Source organism: Legionella cincinnatiensis, from assembly GCF_900452415.1.
Taxonomy (GTDB): Bacteria; Pseudomonadota; Gammaproteobacteria; order Legionellales; family Legionellaceae; genus Legionella; species Legionella cincinnatiensis.
The window spans coordinates 2,793,257-2,810,926 of record NZ_UGNX01000001.1 but is presented as its reverse complement, the minus strand read 5'-3'; the positions used below and the strand labels follow the sequence as shown (position 1 = coordinate 2,810,926).

The window sequence follows — 17,670 nt, the reverse complement described above, 5'->3', positions numbered from 1 at the left end:
CAATAATGCACAAAAAGTTTTTGCTCGCAGCACTCGCACAAGCCCGTCTTGGACAAGGCCATTGCGCCCCGAATCCCTGTGTTGGTGCTGTTGCTGTGCAAAATGGAACTATTATAGCACAAGCATGTCATCGAGGTGCAGGGACTCCACATGCAGAACAATTATTGTTAACACAAATTCCTCCTAAAACACCAGGAGTTTGTTTGTATATTTCTCTCGAGCCATGTAATCATTGGGGGAGAACCCCCCCTTGTGTGGATGCAATTATTAATCATGGTGTTGAAGAGGTTGTTTTTGCATATTTAGATCCTAATCCGATTGTTGCGCAAAATAACTCTTCAGAAAAGTTGCGTTCACGAGGAATTAAGGTGACGCATTACCCCATAGAAGAAATTACTGAGTTTTATAAAAGTTATACTTATTGGACCTTAACCCAAAAACCTAGGATCACTGTTAAAATAGCACAAACATTAAATGGTAAAATTGGTCAAGCTGAAGGAGAACGTGTTATCCTATCGAATACTTTATGTGAACAATTTACTCACCAAATGAGAGCGGCTGCTGATGTAATTCTTACTACAGCTAGAACAGTGCAGTTGGATAATCCTAGAATGAATGTTCGCTTGGACAATGAAGAACAGAAAAAAACGATAGCAATTATTGACAGACAATTAGGTCTTAATCAAGAGGCTAGAGTTTTTTCAACAGCGGCGCATTGCCATGTTTTTCATTGTAATGAGCAGAAAATTTTTTATCCCAATAGTACCTTTCATCGAATGCCTGAAAAAAATGGTGTGATGGATTTAGATGCGGTAATAAAGCATTTAGGGGCATTGGGATATCATGATGTTTGGGTGGAAGCAGGTGGTGCTCTTTTTAGTGCATTACATCGGGAAGGATTAGTTCATCGAACTTATTTATATATTGTTCCCACTAGTTTGGAGCACAGTGCAATTTCAGCGTACCAACAAAGTGGGGTATTTAGCCGAGCGCATACTGTTTCTTGGCATGCTATGGAGGACAACATGATAGCATGTTTGGATTGGCGGGAGGATGAAACAAATGAGGTCGCGTTATGAAGCATTCATTAGTTACAATAGAACATGCAGTGGAAACACTCAAAGCCGGTAAAATGATTATTTTAATGGATGATGAAGAGAGGGAAAATGAAGGAGATTTGGTTGTAGCTGCAGAATATGCAACTCCCGAGGTAATTAATTTTATGTCTCGACAAGGTTGTGGTTTGATCTGCTTGTCTATGGCTGATGAGCTCATTGATAAATTACAATTACCGATGATGGCACAAAATAATAAATCGCCTTATGGGACGGCATTCACTGTATCAATTGAAGCAGCAAAAGGTGTATCAACAGGTATTTCCGCCAAAGATAGGGCTCAAACGATTAAGATAGCAATTAATCCTGAAAGTGGCCCAGCCGATGTTATCTCTCCAGGACATATTTTTCCTTTACGGGCCAAGAAAAAAGGTGTATTAGAAAGACCGGGCCAAACAGAGGGTAGCGTTGATTTAGCCAGGTTAGCAGGTTTGACCCCTGCCGCCGTGATTTGTGAAATTATTAATGAAGATGGTACCATGAGTCGCCGTGATGAATTAATTGCGTTTTCTAAAAAGCATGATATTCCACTGGTTACCATCAAGGATCTGATTGAATATAGAGTTCGTCATGAAGTGTTAGTCAATGCTGCGGCATCCACACGCATTCCTTTGCAGAATAAGGGTGATTTTAAGATGACCGTATTTGCAAATGAGCTGGATCAAGCAGAACATTTTGCTTTGGTTAAACCGTCTTTATTTGCGAATCGAGTTCCTTTGGTACGTATTCACTCAGAATGCATTACTGGAGATATTTTTGGTTCCTGTAAATGTGATTGTGGTAAACAACTTGAGCAATCACTTTCTATGATTGCGGAAGAAGGAGGAGTATTAATTTATTTACGCCAGGAAGGTCGAGGAATTGGTTTAGCAAATAAATTAAAAGCTTATGCCTTGCAAGAGCAAGGCTTAGATACAGTTGATGCAAATCACCAACTGGGTCTACCCGTTGACAGTAGAGATTATGCTATTGCTTATCAAGTGCTTAAATATTTTGGTATTGAAGCAATAAGATTATTAACTAATAACCCATCAAAAATTGCTGCTGTTGACCGTTATGGAATAAAGGTAACTGAGAGAGTGCCTTTAGAGATAGAGCCTACTAAGGAAAGTCACAGATATTTAAAAACTAAAAAAGAGAGAATGGGACATTTGTTGGCAATTAATTAGCAGGATACGTCAATTATGACAAATTTTATTTTTATTACAGGTGGAGTAGTATCTTCCTTGGGAAAAGGTATTGCGGCTGCGTCACTCGCTGCTGTTCTTGAGGCACGTGGTCTTAAAGTGACACTGATTAAGCTTGATCCTTACATTAATGTTGATCCAGGAACGATGAGTCCGTTTCAGCATGGTGAAGTTTTTGTGACCCATGACGGCGCAGAAACAGATTTAGACCTAGGACATTATGAACGTTTTGTGAATACAACCATGACAAAACGTAATAATTTTACTTCAGGGAAGATTTACGAAACGGTTATTAAAAAAGAAAGGCGGGGGGACTATTTAGGGGGTACAGTTCAAGTAATTCCTCATATTACCAATGAAATAAAACGATGTATCAAATTAGGTGCTGATGATTTTGATGTAGCTATGGTAGAAATTGGTGGAACTGTGGGGGATATAGAATCACTCCCTTTTCTTGAGGCTATTCGTCAAATGCGTATTGAATTAGGTTCACAACGAACTTTATTTATACATCTCACTTTAGTCCCTTATATTGCTACTTCAGGTGAGACAAAAACAAAGCCTACACAACATTCGGTGAAAGAATTACGTTCTATAGGGATTCAACCTGATATTTTGATTTGTCGATCTGAAAAAATATTACCTATGGCGGATCGCGCTAAAATTGCATTATTTACTAATGTTGAGAAAGAAGGAGTTATTCCTCTTGAAGACGCTCCAAGTATTTATCAAATTCCAAGAATATTATCCGAGCATGGCTTAGATGATATTGTGGTTAAAAAATTGGGACTTGATGCAAAACCAGCTGATTTAAGCGAATGGGATCGTGTTGTTGCAATGCAGGCTATTCAAACCATGACTGTAAAAATTGCCATGGTTGGTAAATACATCGAATTAAACGATGCGTATAAATCAATTAATGAAGCATTACTGCATGCTGGAATTCATACTCAAACAAAAGTTGAAATTGTTTATTTGGATGCTGAGCTTATCGAAAAACATGGTGCATCGCTTTTAGAAAGTGCCGATGCTATTCTTGTTCCAGGTGGGTTTGGTGAGCGAGGTATAGAAGGAAAAATTAAAGCAATTCGGTATGCTCGTGAAAATAAAGTCCCATTTTTAGGAATTTGTTTAGGAATGCAAACCGCCGTAATTGAATTTTCTAGGAATGTCATTGGCTTAAAAGAGGCCAATTCTACGGAATTTAATAAAGATACTCCATATCCGGTACTTGGGTTAATTAGTGAATGGATGGAGGCAGATGGTTCAAAGCAGCTTCGTAATGAGAATGTTGATTTAGGTGGCACAATGCGTTTGGGAGCGCAATTATGCCAATTGGAAGAGGGTACTTTGGCACGTAAGGTATATGGGAAACCACAAGTTATAGAGCGTCATCGCCATCGTTATGAAGTTAATAACAAGTATGTTGAAAGTTTAGTGGAGCATGGCCTGATTATCTCCGGCCGATCCGCGGATAATTCTTTAGTTGAAATGGTAGAGTTAGCCGATCATCCGTGGTTTTTGGCATGCCAATTCCATCCTGAATTTACCTCAACTCCGAGAGCAAGTCATCCATTATTTAAACAGTTTGTACTTGCTGCTCGAGAGAAACATCAAGGAAAAAATAAAGAATGAAACTATGTGGATTTGAAGTGGGTTTGAGTAACCCTTTATTTCTGATTGCTGGTCCCTGTGTTATTGAAAGTGAGGAATTAGCGTTAGAAACTGCAGGTTATTTAAAAGAAATATGTAGTGAGTTACAAATTCCTTTTATTTATAAATCCTCATTTGATAAAGCAAATCGTTCTTCTATATCCAGCTATAGAGGTCCTGGCTTTGAAAAGGGATTGTCTATTTTGGAAAAAGTAAAAAAGCAAGTTAATGTTCCTGTTTTAACAGATGTTCATGAAGATACCCCTTTGCTGGAGGTATCTAGTGTGGTTGATGTATTACAGACCCCCGCTTTTTTATGCAGACAAACTAATTTTATTCAAAAAGTAGCAGCCATGAATAAGCCTGTTAATATCAAAAAAGGTCAATTTCTCGCCCCTTGGGAAATGAAACATGTGATTGCTAAAGCAAAAGCCACAGGAAATGACCAGATTATGGCCTGTGAGCGGGGTGTAAGTTTTGGTTATAACAATTTGGTATCCGATATGCGCTCTTTAGCCATAATGCGTGAAACGGGTTGTCCTGTTGTTTATGATGCAACTCATTCAGTGCAATTGCCAGGTGGCAATAATGGAGCCTCTGGCGGACAACGAGAGTTTATTCCTATTCTTGCTCGTGCTGCGGTAGCTGCTGGAATTGCAGGCTTGTTTATGGAAACGCATCCTGATCCGGACAAGGCATTAAGCGATGGCCCAAATAGTTGGCCTTTGGCTAAAATGAAACCATTATTAGAGTCACTAAAAGCGTTGGATGTTGTCTATAAAAATTATGGAGAGATTGAACCTTTGGTTTAAGATTTTGTTTATTACTGGATTTTCTCTGTTGCTGTGGTAGTGGTAATGCTGCTGCTCGCGAACTAAACGCTTTAGGATAAAAGCAATCTTTAAGATGAGAGGTTCTTTGTGGGACTAAATGAGCTATAATTTGATTAAGTAATTTTTTTGAGGTGGATTATGTCTAATTCTAAATGGGATGAGATTCATAGAAAGTCACAAATTGAAAATCCGAAATCAGAGCAGGAAAAAGAACTTGAGAATAAATCTGATGCAATAGATACAGAGGTCGAGTTGCGCACTGATATTCTTAATACTCGGATAGGTGCAATGGATACGCGTGCAAAAGTAGAGGCCCAGAAACATAACTTAGGTCCTAAAGATACTGCTATAGAAAATGATGAGTCAAATGCGCCTAAGCCGTAGATTATGAGTTTAGGCCTCGAATGTTCAATTTAGATAATTTTAAATCGAATAAATCCTCCATTAGAGTGTTTAGTGGTGTACTCAGATTATAGGTTAGGTAACAATAAGCTGCGATTATAGGTACCCAACTCATAATAATTGCTTCCTTTTTTGAGGAAATTTCAATAGAGGGCTATCCCATTAAAATTAAAAAAGTTTTTATAGGTTATTAACGTGAGTTAAGGGCTGATTGTTGCTGCTGCTTAGTGTGAAATAGAATTTTTATACTAAACTTCACATTAGAGGCACTCTTATACAGAAAACAGCGTTATGGATCCAGAAATTAAAAAAGCTTTAATACGACTTTACTTACAAAATATGTATGGTGAAAAGTTTCAGGAGTCCTGGCTTGATGATATGGAACGTTATGAATGGATTGGTCAATCCATTGAATATATTAATACTAATTTATTCAGTATAGATAAGCTTACATCTAAAGATTCAGAATACAAAGATTTTGTTCACCTGATTGGACAGGCGGTTGATTTCAATAATGATATTCCGCCAAAGATTGTTGTCTACGATGGGGACGCTCTTGAGGATGAAGTTGAGCTGTTGAAGTTTAAGTCGCTGACTAATTACACCAGCAGAGCCACAGAATCGCGACCTATCAGTCAGGATCAGGAACTTGATAATTTAAAAAAACAAGCACTTAAAACCTTAAAAGAGATAGCAAGCACTGTTTTACCGAACGTAGATATATCATCGTCAAAAAAACTCAAAGATGCCATTGATTGGTTTGAGAAAAAGTATAAAGAAGAAAAAAATGATATAGAGAAAAAGAAATTTGAGAGTATTCTTTCGCTTCTAAAAAATATCGATAAAATTTCAAAGATTGGAGTGATTGATATCCCTAATGAACAAGGAAAACTTTCTCAATTTTGCACGATGGCGGAATCTGCGGGTGGGGTCACTGAAAAAATATCGGTTACGCCCCGCGATGAGGTCATCACAAAACTACAAAAAATTTTGGATGATGGTAGCAAATTTAAAAATACTAACCAAGGTGGAACATTTCATAAAGGCAGCAAATTTCCTTATGAAGATTTTCAGAAATATACTTCAGCCTGTGAACTAAAAACAAAAGGGATACTTAAGTTACCAAAACATGGTAAGACCATTGAGGTACAACGCGAAGCAATTGCATTAAATATTGCCCGAATTCTTGGTTTTGAAACCACCCAGTCGACTATGGTGAATCATAACGGCAAAGCCGCGCTCTATGTTCCTTTTGATAATATCCAATTAATGAAAGAATTTGCACAAGGCGAAACACAAAGAATTATTGTACCCAGTGGAATAACAAAAATTGGAACTATTGGTGATCCTTATTTACATCATTCTACCATTACTCCAGTAGGGAATGGGTTACATTGTGACACGACACTCAATGATTTTGGCGACAAAGCAGCATTTTCATTTCTTTGTAATGATACGGATTTTGTAGGTGCTTATAATCAAAATAAAGCCATCATTAGGGGTAAAGATCTCTATATCTTTGATCAGGTGATTATGAGTAAAGATAAAATGGATTTTGATACCCGCCTCAGTATGATTCCTACTGGGATGAAACGGCACTCTCGTCATAATCAAGGTAGAAATCGGAGTCTTATTGAAGATTCCTCTTTTGACGCTAAATTTGATGGAGTTATTCATCTTCTGAATAATCAAGAAAGAATCAATACGATGATGGATAACATTATCGAAACCCATGATTCAAATCTAAAAAGTACTCAACAAAAGATTAATAGTCTTAATCAAATTGCATCATTAAGCAGGAAGGAAAAGGAACAACTAACTTTCTTAAAAGAACAGCAAAGTGAATTATTAAAATTAAAAAAGGATGCTGAGACCATTAAGAGCACTATAAACAATCGGTTTGACACGATGTTTAAAAATTTTCCTAGTATGAATAAAGCACCCATGACTCCTGCACTCTTTTTAAAACATAAAGATGAAATAAAACCTGCCTTGGAATTAGAAAAGCTGGTCAATAATCCAGTATTATTTTCTGATGATGGTCGTCCTTATCGACACCCATGGACTACAAGAAACTCAATTCGGATTACTGCTATTGAAGAGAGTGGCGAGAATATGCGCTTAACCTTTAGTGAATTTAATCGGGAGCATATTATTAATATTCTTCGAAGCGCAGGTGTTAACTTAGATTTATGCAAAAAGAATGGAAATACATTAATCCTTCCGAAGGAAGAATTAAAAAAAATCAATGAAAACAGTATTTATCCAGAACGCACACCTTTTGTCACGGATAGTAAGCAGAAAGATTATCTTGATATGAATAGTATAAAGCTTATGAGTGCTGGTTATTCGGGCAATAATTTTAACTCTGCCAAAAAATTAATTGAACATTATCAAGCTCAAATACTGCTTAATAAAGAAAAACCTGCACGACAAGTCGAAGTAATGTATGACACTCTCCATGCTATCAAAGGAAATCCGGGATTTGCGAAACACCTTGAGCTTAAATTACAACTTGATATACAACAAAAGTTACGACCAATAATATTGAACTTAATAACGGTTAAAGAATTGCAAGCAGGCATGCAAGATAAACTTTCCCAAGCCTATGAAGCTGCGGTTAAATTGGATAGACTGAATGATTTAAATCATGTATTGATGCGATTTGTGAAAAATCCAGTAAACACCAATCAAAAAGCATTAATTGAATATTTGGATAATTGTATAAAACATGGGGCTTCAGCAACAGATTACAATACAGCTAAAGTAGAAAGTTTGGCTATGCTTAAGGAATCACATCAAGTATATGATTTAATGCCAACACGCCACCATAATCCAATGCTCCGACTTGGACCACCAGTGCTACAGCAAAATTGGGAAGAAGTAGGTGTTTTAGAACATGAGGATCAACAATTGGAGGAACAACGAAAGGACTTAGAGGCAAGTGTGTCTGATACCCTAACACAAAGTCAAGGATCAGTAGAAAGTTTGCCTACAAATGTTGTTAAGATAGAACCTAATAAAACGCCACCAGACGATGAGTTAACATTTAAGATTTGATTTATTCCATTCACTGCCAAACAAATAATCACTTGATACCGGTGCAAAATAAAAGGTATGCTGCAAATAAGAAAATATTTCAGTCTTGATAGATATGTTTTTTTATGGTACATTTTGAGCAAATATTGTTGATCGGTATTTTATGACAAATAATCAAACTGTTAAATTATTATTGCTAAAAACGCAGTTAGAAAATTTTGTTGAAGACACAAATGATGTGAGTCGAGAAGATATCCAATCTCGCTTAAACACATTAAAACTCACTGAGTTAAATGAGTTTTGTCACCAACATCCAACGATTCGAAAAATATTAGCTTCATCCGAGTTTGATGCATTTTGGAAAACGCAACGCGAAGCCATTCGTGTAAAAGATCTTCCCCAATTTCGTTTTAGAAACTCACCACGATTAAGTGATATGAATATCACCCTAGGTTATCTGAATTATTACTTATCATTAAGGCATCCTGAAAATAAGAACCATTATTTACAGCGCGCAACTATTTTTCATTCGTATCATGCATTCAATGCGTATGCACATGAGTGTTTCATGCAAATGTCTTCTAAAGAAAAGGAGGAGGCATTTTTAAATTTGATTCGTTTATTACCTGCCTTTGAGAAAGAAGCTGAGTGGCTTGGCACCCCCGCATACCTGATTACGGCTAACTTATATTTTAAAGCTGCTCTTCATTTAGTCAAAAATGATAAAGCACTTGAAGCTTCGGCAGCTTTCCAACTCGTCATTAAATATTTGTGCCTTGCCGCTCGAATAGAATCAGAATCCCAAAATGACATACATAATGCTTATTTTTCACGGGGATTAGCGCAAAGTAACCCATTTAAATTATCTACGATTAAGGAAATGCTTCAAGCTTGTATTCAAAGTGCTGGAAAATACTTAGATCAAAATGCGATTGATATTGCAATGAATTCTGCTAAGTTAACCCCTGGATTTTATAACGAAGAGTCACATACAAAAGAACCCCTTTCTATTATCCAACAGGCAATTTTAAAAGATGCCCCTGAATTAATCCAACTCGCTTTGAGCTCAGAAGACAGCCTAGGAAAGGCGAAACAGTTAAATGACTCGCATCTCCTTTTTGCCGTACGACATGGTAAAATTAATAGTGTCCGTTATTTATTGTCCATAGGCTTAAGTCCTCAAGCAATGGATGAAGATCAAAACACATCTTTACATCTTGCTGCGATTACAAAAAACAGAGGTATTTATCGCTTACTGCAAACCGCTTCCTCAGAGCTCATCACAGTAAAAAATGCATTTCAAATGACTCCAATTGATATCCTTAGTGCAACAAATCAATTATCATTCTTTTCAACTCAAGAACAACTTCAATCAACATTGGAATCTGCTGTTTTATCTGAGGCCATGGAAGATTTAGACAATTGTTTGCAACTCGGAGCATCACCTGATGTACTTTTACCCTCTGGTATTTCACCACTTTCTCATATGCTGAAAACGTTAAATATTAAAGGGATTCAATTATTACAAAACGCGGGTGCATCTCTGAAGCTAGAGGATGCGAAAGGAGAAATGCCTTTTTTTCATCTCCTTAAAAAAGACTGTTCTTTTGAGGAAAGAAAAAATCGTCATATCTATTTTCGGCATTTACAGAATCTCGGGATTAATATTAATCACCAAAATAATGAAGGTGAAACATTGCTAATCCAAGCAGTTCGTCGTGATGATTATGATAGTGTTTTATTTTTATTAGAGCAGCCAGAAATTAATACTAAAATAACTGACATACCTGGTCTAAATGCCATGGATTACGCCAAAAAAGCTTTAGATTCGAAAATTGCGCATTATTTTGATTTGATAGGGCTTAATCAAGACTCCCCAAAAGCCCAAGAAAATATATCATCCTCTAAATTAAGGAATAAAGAACCACGCTTTTTTAAAACGTCAGATGCTGCTCCTTCCACTATAAATATAGAGGAATCTCTACGTCTAAGATGATCTTATTGAGGGATCTCGCTTTTTGGACAGCTGAAGCATTTAAATAGGTAGTGTTCCTGGTTGCACGCGACTCTTATACATCTTTAAAAAACCAAAACGGATCTTTCACATTGTTTTAGAGGCATTGTAGATACTGCCTTTAAATGCAAGAGAAATTTTTATTTTCCAAACTGAAATCATTAGTACCTTATCTGGCAGGACTTGCTGGTAATCTAATTAAGTATTCAAAGATTTCGAATGATCTTGGCCAAGAAGACAAACTGATAAAAGCATACATAGAGATTTTTGAATTAATGCTCATCATTAAAATCGTTCCCGCTTACTTAAAAAACAAGGCTAAGCGTCAAGCGATTACCATGCCAAAAATTCAAATGATTGACCTGCACTTGCTTGGCGCTGGGCAGCGTAATGTACGCCTTGGCAGAAGTGGAAGAACCATTGCCGTTAATAAGAATATCCATTGGAGCACTGGTGAAAGAAATACCTGCGCCAACGCAGTTGGAAAAAATACCATTGGCCGCAACGGTGCATACTGAAACGGTGTTATTACCAGAATTAGCTATATAAGCAAAGTTAGTAACCGAAGAACCATTAAGTAAATAAAGATAGATCTCAAACTCCTGATATAAAATATCATTCTGCCACAATGCGTCTTAGCGCGTTCATTGTCAGATAGAGCTGGATATGCGGATATACCCTATAAACCTCAGTATTAAAAAAGCGTGAAAACCAACCAATTGATTAAATTGCGCTCACTATGCATCATATTTGTTCTATAATGTAATGTGTTTAGATTAAATCTAAGATTATATTATGCCTAACAAAAAATTAGTTATTCTGTGCTGTGATAGTAATGAAAGAAGCGAGATAGATGCATTTATTTCTAGAAAAAGATTTAAAGCTAATGAGGAAAATCCTGGCAGCGGCGATGATCTTGATGTCCACATTATATATCCTGCTGACGTGTTTGAAGATAATTATATGACTTATGGAGAGCATCAGACCCCCACTGAGGATGAAAAAGAAGTTCTACATAGTTTAACTTCTGAAGATAACATTTACATATGGGGGCATGGAAGCCCGAATGATGCCTATATTCCTGGTGCGTTCCACACTGAAATAGCAGATTTTCTGGCTGGGGGCATTAATAAAGAGAACTTTGACGCTAATCATCCTTTGAAAATTAATTGCGAGATGTGTAATGCTGGTAGAGGAGGACCAACAGGTGAAAGTAGTTTTGCTGGAAGATTTCATTCATACTTGGGTAAAATAGGGATTCCTGCTAGCGTCTCCGGCAGACATAGGAATGTTGTAATTGATTATGAAAAAATAAAAACTGAAGGAATAACCACTTTAAAAAGAGAATATGATGGATTGTCTCATTTGATCAAATTACCCGAGTCATTTTATAAACATCAAGAGCCAGGAAGTAAAGTTACATATACTTGGCAAGATTCAGAACAAGTGCGATTAGACAGCTATAGAATAATATTAAATAAGAAATTTATTAATTTCAATGCCAAATTAGGAAATATGATCGAGCCTATTTCGGGTGCATCACTTAAAATAGAATTAGAAAAAAAAATGTTAGCGGTCAAATTACAAATTAATAGGATGGATGATAATTTAAATACAAAGAAACTTAAAACTGCAATGGATGATTTAAAAACTACATTAATGACAAAATTTTCACTAACTGAACCACAATTGAATGAACTAGGGTTTGAAACATTTTACACAAAAGCTATGCATCAAGCCTCAGGAGGAGGTTTAGTGAGTAAAAAGACAGGAGTTTCAATTAACGATCCATTATTACCCAACGAATCTGGAGCTTTTGTTAATATACTAAAAGAGCACCCAACTCTAAAAGAATTAAGTGATACTGTGAAAAAATTTGAAAAAGAATTTCGTAATCAAAATGATACACTTGAACCTAAAATAAATGAATTTATTGAATCCCTAGGATCAGAAGACGATATAAATTCGGACTCTCTTTACGCATCACTTTTTACTTCATATAGAAAATCTGTACTTGTAGAAAATGATGGCTCTCTTAAAATGCCAAGAGATGTAGAAAACATAGCAAAATCTACGACTAATATGCTTAATAAGCTTTGTCAAAATCCTTTTCATTCAGTAGAAGAAAGACAAGAAATATTAAAACAGTATCGCAAAGAAAACTCTTCCTATTTTAGACAAAATATATTGTCTAGTTTTATTCAAGGAATATCTGCAAGTATTAGTGGTTTTTTTTATGGTGTAAAAATAGCCCTTTCCGAACGTCATAATGCTAGCTTATTTGAATCAGTTGCCCAAGTTTTTAAATCGGGATATGAATGGGCTACTACAAAAAAGGCTAATCTTTCCTTCTATAAAGACACACTTGGTGCAATTAACGATCGAGTACAAGCGTTTGATAAACCAGTCTCGATTGTGCCATGTGAATTAAAATCCCAAACAAATATTCGGTACCACTTTTGGTACCGATCGCATGTAGGCTCTTCGGCTCTCCCCATTTCCGAGGCAATAATCAAGAACACAAAACCTTAACCCTTATCTGTAATTCTCAAAATTTCTAAATCGATAAGCACGCATTGAATAACATGCATCAAATGAATACAATGAGATGAAAATATATTAAAGATAGAGTTCAAAGGCGTTTACTTTTAGCTGTATTCCTATCGTTTTCAGTATTTTTCACCATTGGTCGCTCAATAGCTGGGATTGTTTGTTTGATATTACAAATAACCCTTATTGGTTGAATCCCTGCGGCTTTATGGGTCGTATATTCCCTCTCACAATATAATACAGATATAAAAATACAAGAATATAATAAACACAGAAAATAGCAAAACCATTCTGCTGTATGGAAATGCTCCAGGGATTTTAGGGGATAATCTCTCTATTGCATCACGCTTATTGTTCAAGTTGGGAAGCAATCATCTATGGCCTATCGAGGAGTATATTGGAGATTATATGGAAGATGATGTTTTCGATATGATCGAATTTTTGTATGATTGTATTTCAATTCCATCAGATGGCTTTTATCATTCATATAATAATTGTGGTTATCATGAATATAAAAACTTCGATAAAATAACTACGAGGCAGGAATATCAATTAAGAATAAATGAGTTACTGAAGCAATATTCCGATGGATATGAACTTAGTAAAAATGGTTGCATTTTAATTCTAGTTGAGGGAGAGTTTAATCCTTTATTAAAAGCAGCTGTCCCTGCCTGTGTGCGAGCGCATGATGAAGCTATCAGGAGTCGGCCCAATAATAGCAAGTGCTGTAGATGCAACGATGGGCAATCCCACTCATTTCAAAAATGGGCGTCATTTTGCTGCTTTCTTGGGATTAGTTCCTAAAGAGCATTCCAGTGGAGGAAAGCAGTGTTTCATGTCTATCAGTAAACGTGGCGATCGCTACATACGCAGCAAGCGTAGCCTGGTTGCTTGCAACCAGGATTTATCAGAGGCAGCAAAGATTATCTGATCTTTCGACAGAGCCCCTGAGGTGGTGTAGCACTCTCCAGTTACCGCTTTTGTAGCAGTACGTCCAGCCCATACTCTCCAGAAGAAGCGGATATTTAGATGAATTTTGTGAAACTTATGGCTATCGCCGAAAGGTGGTAGCCAGGTCACGAAAAGGGTAGGTAATGATCGAAATTAACCGAGATCACTCATAGTAGATACCGCATGATAACCGGCATCAACATGTACTACCTCACCGGTAATTCCTGAGGCTAAGTTAGAGCATAAAAATGCAGCAGTGTTACCAACTTCTTCAATAGTTACGTTTCTCTGAAGAGGAGTAATTTGGGCATAAGCATTTTGAATTTTACGAAAGTCTTTAATGCCCGCAGCCGCAAGGGTTTTAATCGGTCCTGCTGAGATAGCATTAACTCTTAGCCCTTTACGACCTAAGCTTGCCGCTAAGTAGCGCACCGAAGCCTCTAAGCTGGCTTTTGCAACTCCCATTACATTATAATTAGGTACTGCTTTTTCCGCGCCATAATAAGAGAGGGTTAAAAGAGAGCCTTGAGTTTCCTCCATCATGGGTAATGCCGACTTTGCAAGGCCAATAAGGCTATATGCACTGATGTCATGGGCAATTTTAAATCCTTCTCGTGTACAAGACTCAACAAAATCACCACTAATTTGATCTGCCGGGGCATAAGCAACTGAGTGAATTAGAATATCTAATTGATTCCAATGATTACGTAAATTGGAGAACAAGGCTTCGATTTCTGTATCATGGGCTACATCACAAGGGAATGTTAGCGTGGAATTGAATTCAGCTGCCATGCTTTCTACACGATCTTGTAAGCGTTCATTTTGATAGGTAAATGCTAACTCAGCCCCTTGTTCATGAAATGCTTTGGCAATACCGTATGCAATTGAGCGATTACTTGCTAAACCAATAATGAGTGCTTTTTTACCCGCTAAAAATCCCACCATTTTCTCCCATAATTCTAATTAGTGTGTGATGCCAATAATTCACGCATTTTAGCTTGAATCATTTCAATAGCAATTCTATTTTCTCCGCCACGAGGCACAATGATATCTGCATAGCGGCTTGAAGGCTCAATAAATTGCAAATACATAGGGCGTACGGTTGTTTCATATTGATGTACAACTGATTCAAAGGTTCGATGTCGTTCCACAACATCTCTTTTTAAACGTCGGGTCAAACATACATCTAGAGGGGTAGACATAAAAATTCGAATATCCATTATGTCACGTAACTCCTTATCACTAAAGAGTAAAATTCCCTCAAGAACAATGATAGCGTGTTGACCAATAGCTCTCGTTTCAGGTAGGCGAAGATGTTGGGAGTGAGAATAAATAGGAATTTCAACTGTTTTACCTTGTCTTAACTGACGCAAATGTTCACAAAGTAAAGCATGGTCAAATGAATCTGGATGATCGTAGTTTATTTTTTCCCTTTCAACAAAAGGCAAATGACCATGATCCTTGTAATAGGCATCCTCAGAGATAACTACTACTTGTTCTGAACCTAACTCACTAACAATAGTATTCGCTAAAAGACTTTTACCTGATGCAGAAGGGCCTGAAATCCCAATAATTATTGCTTGTTTGTTCATGATGATATCGCTAAAAATTTCGTGCAAATAGTAAAGGTTTTTTAGGTCAAATTCAATCTTTAATTGGGCCTCTCTTCTCGTAACTTAACGTAAGTTATGAATAAGGATGTAATTATAACCACTTACTTACGATCACGACCCGTTCGGGCTGAGGAAGCGCAAAGCGCTGTCGCTAAGCCTTATACCAGGCCTTCGAGACGGTGTATTTTGCCCCTCCTCAGGCTGAACGGCCCTAAAGAGGGACTGGGAACCTCTTTTTAAATTGTGTGGAGATAAAACAAAGTCCGAATAGTTCGAAGTAATAACTCGATCTCTTATCCATAACTGACGTTAAATTCATGGGTGTGCTTCTATAAATAATTAAACTTTTATATTGATGTGCTTTTATTGAGAATTGGATCTTGTATCAATGCTATGCATCTTTGTTTTCGCTAGGGACAAGCTTTAGGGGATAGCGTTCGTTATGCGACATAAAAGGCTATTTTATACCTTTTATGTCGAACGCATGTTAATTAAAAAGCATGCACTACTTCTGACAAAGGTTGTCCGACTGCTGCAGAGGGATATTTTATCATCAGCAATGCTGATAAAGTTGGGGCGATATCAGTTGTGTAGGTTGGCCGAAAAATGCGCTGTGGTTTAAAGGATGGATGTACAAATAATAAAGGTACATAACTATCGTATTGCCAAGGACTTCCGTGAGCAACTCGGTCTTTACTTTTTAACCCGTAAGATTGATTAGGTGGTTGAATAATATACACATCTCCAGAGCGATAAGGATAGTACATTTTATTTACTTTAGCACTTAGCCAATCTTTTTCAATGTGTGCAATAGGTAATGTATATGCTTTAAATACTCCAGGTTTTAGGGTTAAGGATTGGGCTAGAAAATGCCTTACATCATCCGGTTTGAGTTTGTGTTGAGTAATTAGTTTATTGTTGAGGTAAATAAAAGGGGGGGCGATAGACATCAGTGCTTGTTCTGGGAGTTTGTATTGTTTTTTTAATGCCTTGTGGATGTATTGTTCCATTTCAGGAATATTAATTGGGTTAATTTCTTCAAAATGATGCGCTTTAAGATAAGCTGGTCCATCATTTACTCCATGATCAGCAGTCAGTACAATAAGGGTATTATTTAAGCCAACTTGTTTGTCGATGGCTGCAAAAAGATGGGCGAGTGTCTTATCTAACTCAAGTAAATTATCTTCTGCCTCCAGGCTGTTGGGGCCAAATTGATGACCAATTGCATCGACTGCGGAGAAACTGATAGCCAGATAATCTGTTTGATCAGGAGATTTGCCCAATTGTTCTTCGCTTAAGAGATGCTCTGCAAAATCAGCGGTTAATTGATCTGCTTTAGGGGTTCTTGATAAGGATTTAAAGTACTCTGGGCTTGGAGATTGAGTTACATGATGTGGAAAAGTTTGTCCAAAAAGCTCATCTTCATGATGAAATTTGGGGGAGTTTGTATTTCGATATTCTGATTTAGGTCGACTTAAAATCCAATCAAAATCTTCAGCATGATAGTTTTTATTCCAATTTTTGACCCATTCAGGGTATTGGGTGTAGTAATAGTCACTGGTAATAAAACCGCCATTAGTAGTATCAAACCAAAATGCTTTGCCAGCATGACCTGCCAGGGTAATTGCTGAACGATCCTTTAAAGAAACTCCAAAAGCACGCCCTTTTTGAGACAGGATGATTTCATCACTCAAAGTAGAAGTATATAAATTTTTAGGTGAGCGGCCAGGTATGGCAATATGGGTGTGAGGAGTGGGAAGAATATTGGCCTTTAAATCTTCCATACAATAGATCATTTGTTGTGTTGTTCGGTCGTACCATTCATTATTAATGATGCCATGCAATGCCGGAAAACTTCCTGTGGCAACTGTAGCATGACCAGCACATGTGGTTGTATTGGCATGAGGATGGTGTGTATTATGATAATCAAGAGCATGGCTCAATAAGTAATTAAACCCATCAGCACCAAATTGGTGTTGATGTTGGGAAATTAAATCACCACGTAACTGATCAATAACGAGTTGTATGATCAATTTAGGTTGATTTGTTTGAGCATAAGTAGAGATACAACCTAAAATAAAAAAAAGCGCACAGATGTAATTTTGCATAAATAATCCTAGCAAGGGACAAAAGATTTGAACGAGTGGATAGGGTAATCAAAAGCGATTAAAAAACAAGAGCCCCTGAATTTTTTTCTTGAGAGTGACAATTCGTCCGCGAACAAGTCAAGCTACTTCGGCAGTGTGGATTGCAAGGTATTTTGGTTCTGCATTTTAGTGATAAATGTATGACGATTACTTATTGATTTTTAAA

Annotated in this window: 12 protein-coding genes and 1 pseudogene; 10 read left to right on the top strand and 3 right to left on the bottom strand. The window is 37.0% G+C overall.

Going from position 1 to position 17,670, the window contains the following annotated elements:
* Window positions 1–5: 5 nt before the first annotated feature.
* The 10 genes and pseudogenes from ribD to DYH34_RS12510 form a co-directional block, all read left to right on the top strand.
* A complete protein-coding gene (ribD, locus tag DYH34_RS12560) occupies window positions 6–1,079 on the top strand; it encodes a bifunctional diaminohydroxyphosphoribosylaminopyrimidine deaminase/5-amino-6-(5-phosphoribosylamino)uracil reductase RibD (protein WP_058465596.1) in 1,074 nt (357 codons plus the stop codon).
* Window positions 1,076–2,284, top strand: coding sequence for a bifunctional 3,4-dihydroxy-2-butanone-4-phosphate synthase/GTP cyclohydrolase II (locus tag DYH34_RS12555; protein ID WP_058465597.1), 1,209 nt, complete (start codon window positions 1,076–1,078; stop codon window positions 2,282–2,284). Before ribD ends, DYH34_RS12555 begins: the two co-directional genes overlap by 4 nt.
* A gap of 15 nt (window positions 2,285–2,299) precedes the next feature.
* The gene (locus DYH34_RS12550; RefSeq protein WP_058465598.1) at window positions 2,300–3,937 is read left to right on the top strand and encodes a CTP synthase; all 1,638 of its coding nucleotides are present in this window, start codon (window positions 2,300–2,302) and stop codon (window positions 3,935–3,937) included.
* Window positions 3,934–4,767 (top strand): 3-deoxy-8-phosphooctulonate synthase, encoded by an 834-nt coding sequence (kdsA, locus tag DYH34_RS12545; protein WP_058465599.1) that lies wholly within the window; start codon window positions 3,934–3,936, stop codon window positions 4,765–4,767. The genes DYH34_RS12550 and kdsA overlap by 4 nt, the downstream gene beginning before the upstream one ends.
* A 159-nt stretch (window positions 4,768–4,926) precedes the next feature.
* Window positions 4,927–5,172, top strand: a complete 246-nt coding sequence (locus DYH34_RS12540) for a hypothetical protein (protein ID WP_058465600.1) — start codon at window positions 4,927–4,929, stop codon at window positions 5,170–5,172.
* 309 nt (window positions 5,173–5,481) lie between these two features.
* On the top strand, window positions 5,482–8,250 hold the full coding sequence (locus DYH34_RS12535; protein WP_058465601.1) for a hypothetical protein: 2,769 nt from the start codon (window positions 5,482–5,484) through the stop codon (window positions 8,248–8,250).
* Between the two features lie 142 nt (window positions 8,251–8,392).
* Window positions 8,393–10,225 (top strand): DUF5630 domain-containing protein, encoded by a 1,833-nt coding sequence (locus tag DYH34_RS12530; RefSeq protein ID WP_238589536.1) that lies wholly within the window; start codon window positions 8,393–8,395, stop codon window positions 10,223–10,225.
* 143 nt (window positions 10,226–10,368) lie between these two features.
* Window positions 10,369–10,761, top strand: coding sequence for a DUF4143 domain-containing protein (locus DYH34_RS18420; RefSeq protein ID WP_058465602.1), 393 nt, complete (start codon window positions 10,369–10,371; stop codon window positions 10,759–10,761).
* 277 nt (window positions 10,762–11,038) lie between these two features.
* Complete coding sequence (locus tag DYH34_RS12520) at window positions 11,039–12,775, top strand: hypothetical protein (protein ID WP_058465603.1); 1,737 nt, start codon at window positions 11,039–11,041, stop codon at window positions 12,773–12,775.
* A gap of 691 nt (window positions 12,776–13,466) precedes the next feature.
* Window positions 13,467–13,667 (top strand): annotated as a pseudogene (locus tag DYH34_RS12510) (transposase); the annotation flags it as partial.
* 230 nt (window positions 13,668–13,897) lie between these two features.
* Here the strand turns inward: DYH34_RS12510 and DYH34_RS12505 are convergent.
* The 3 genes from DYH34_RS12505 to DYH34_RS12495 form a co-directional block, all read right to left on the bottom strand.
* Window positions 13,898–14,689 carry an enoyl-ACP reductase FabI gene (locus DYH34_RS12505; protein WP_115342617.1) on the bottom strand — a complete coding sequence of 264 codons (792 nt, stop codon included), beginning with the start codon at window positions 14,687–14,689 and terminating at the stop codon, window positions 13,898–13,900.
* A gap of 14 nt (window positions 14,690–14,703) precedes the next feature.
* Window positions 14,704–15,336 (bottom strand): uridine kinase, encoded by a 633-nt coding sequence (udk, locus tag DYH34_RS12500; protein WP_058464751.1) that lies wholly within the window; start codon window positions 15,334–15,336, stop codon window positions 14,704–14,706.
* A gap of 512 nt (window positions 15,337–15,848) precedes the next feature.
* Window positions 15,849–17,465, bottom strand: coding sequence for an alkaline phosphatase family protein (locus DYH34_RS12495; protein WP_058464750.1), 1,617 nt, complete (start codon window positions 17,463–17,465; stop codon window positions 15,849–15,851).
* Between the last annotated feature and the right edge of the window lie 205 nt (window positions 17,466–17,670).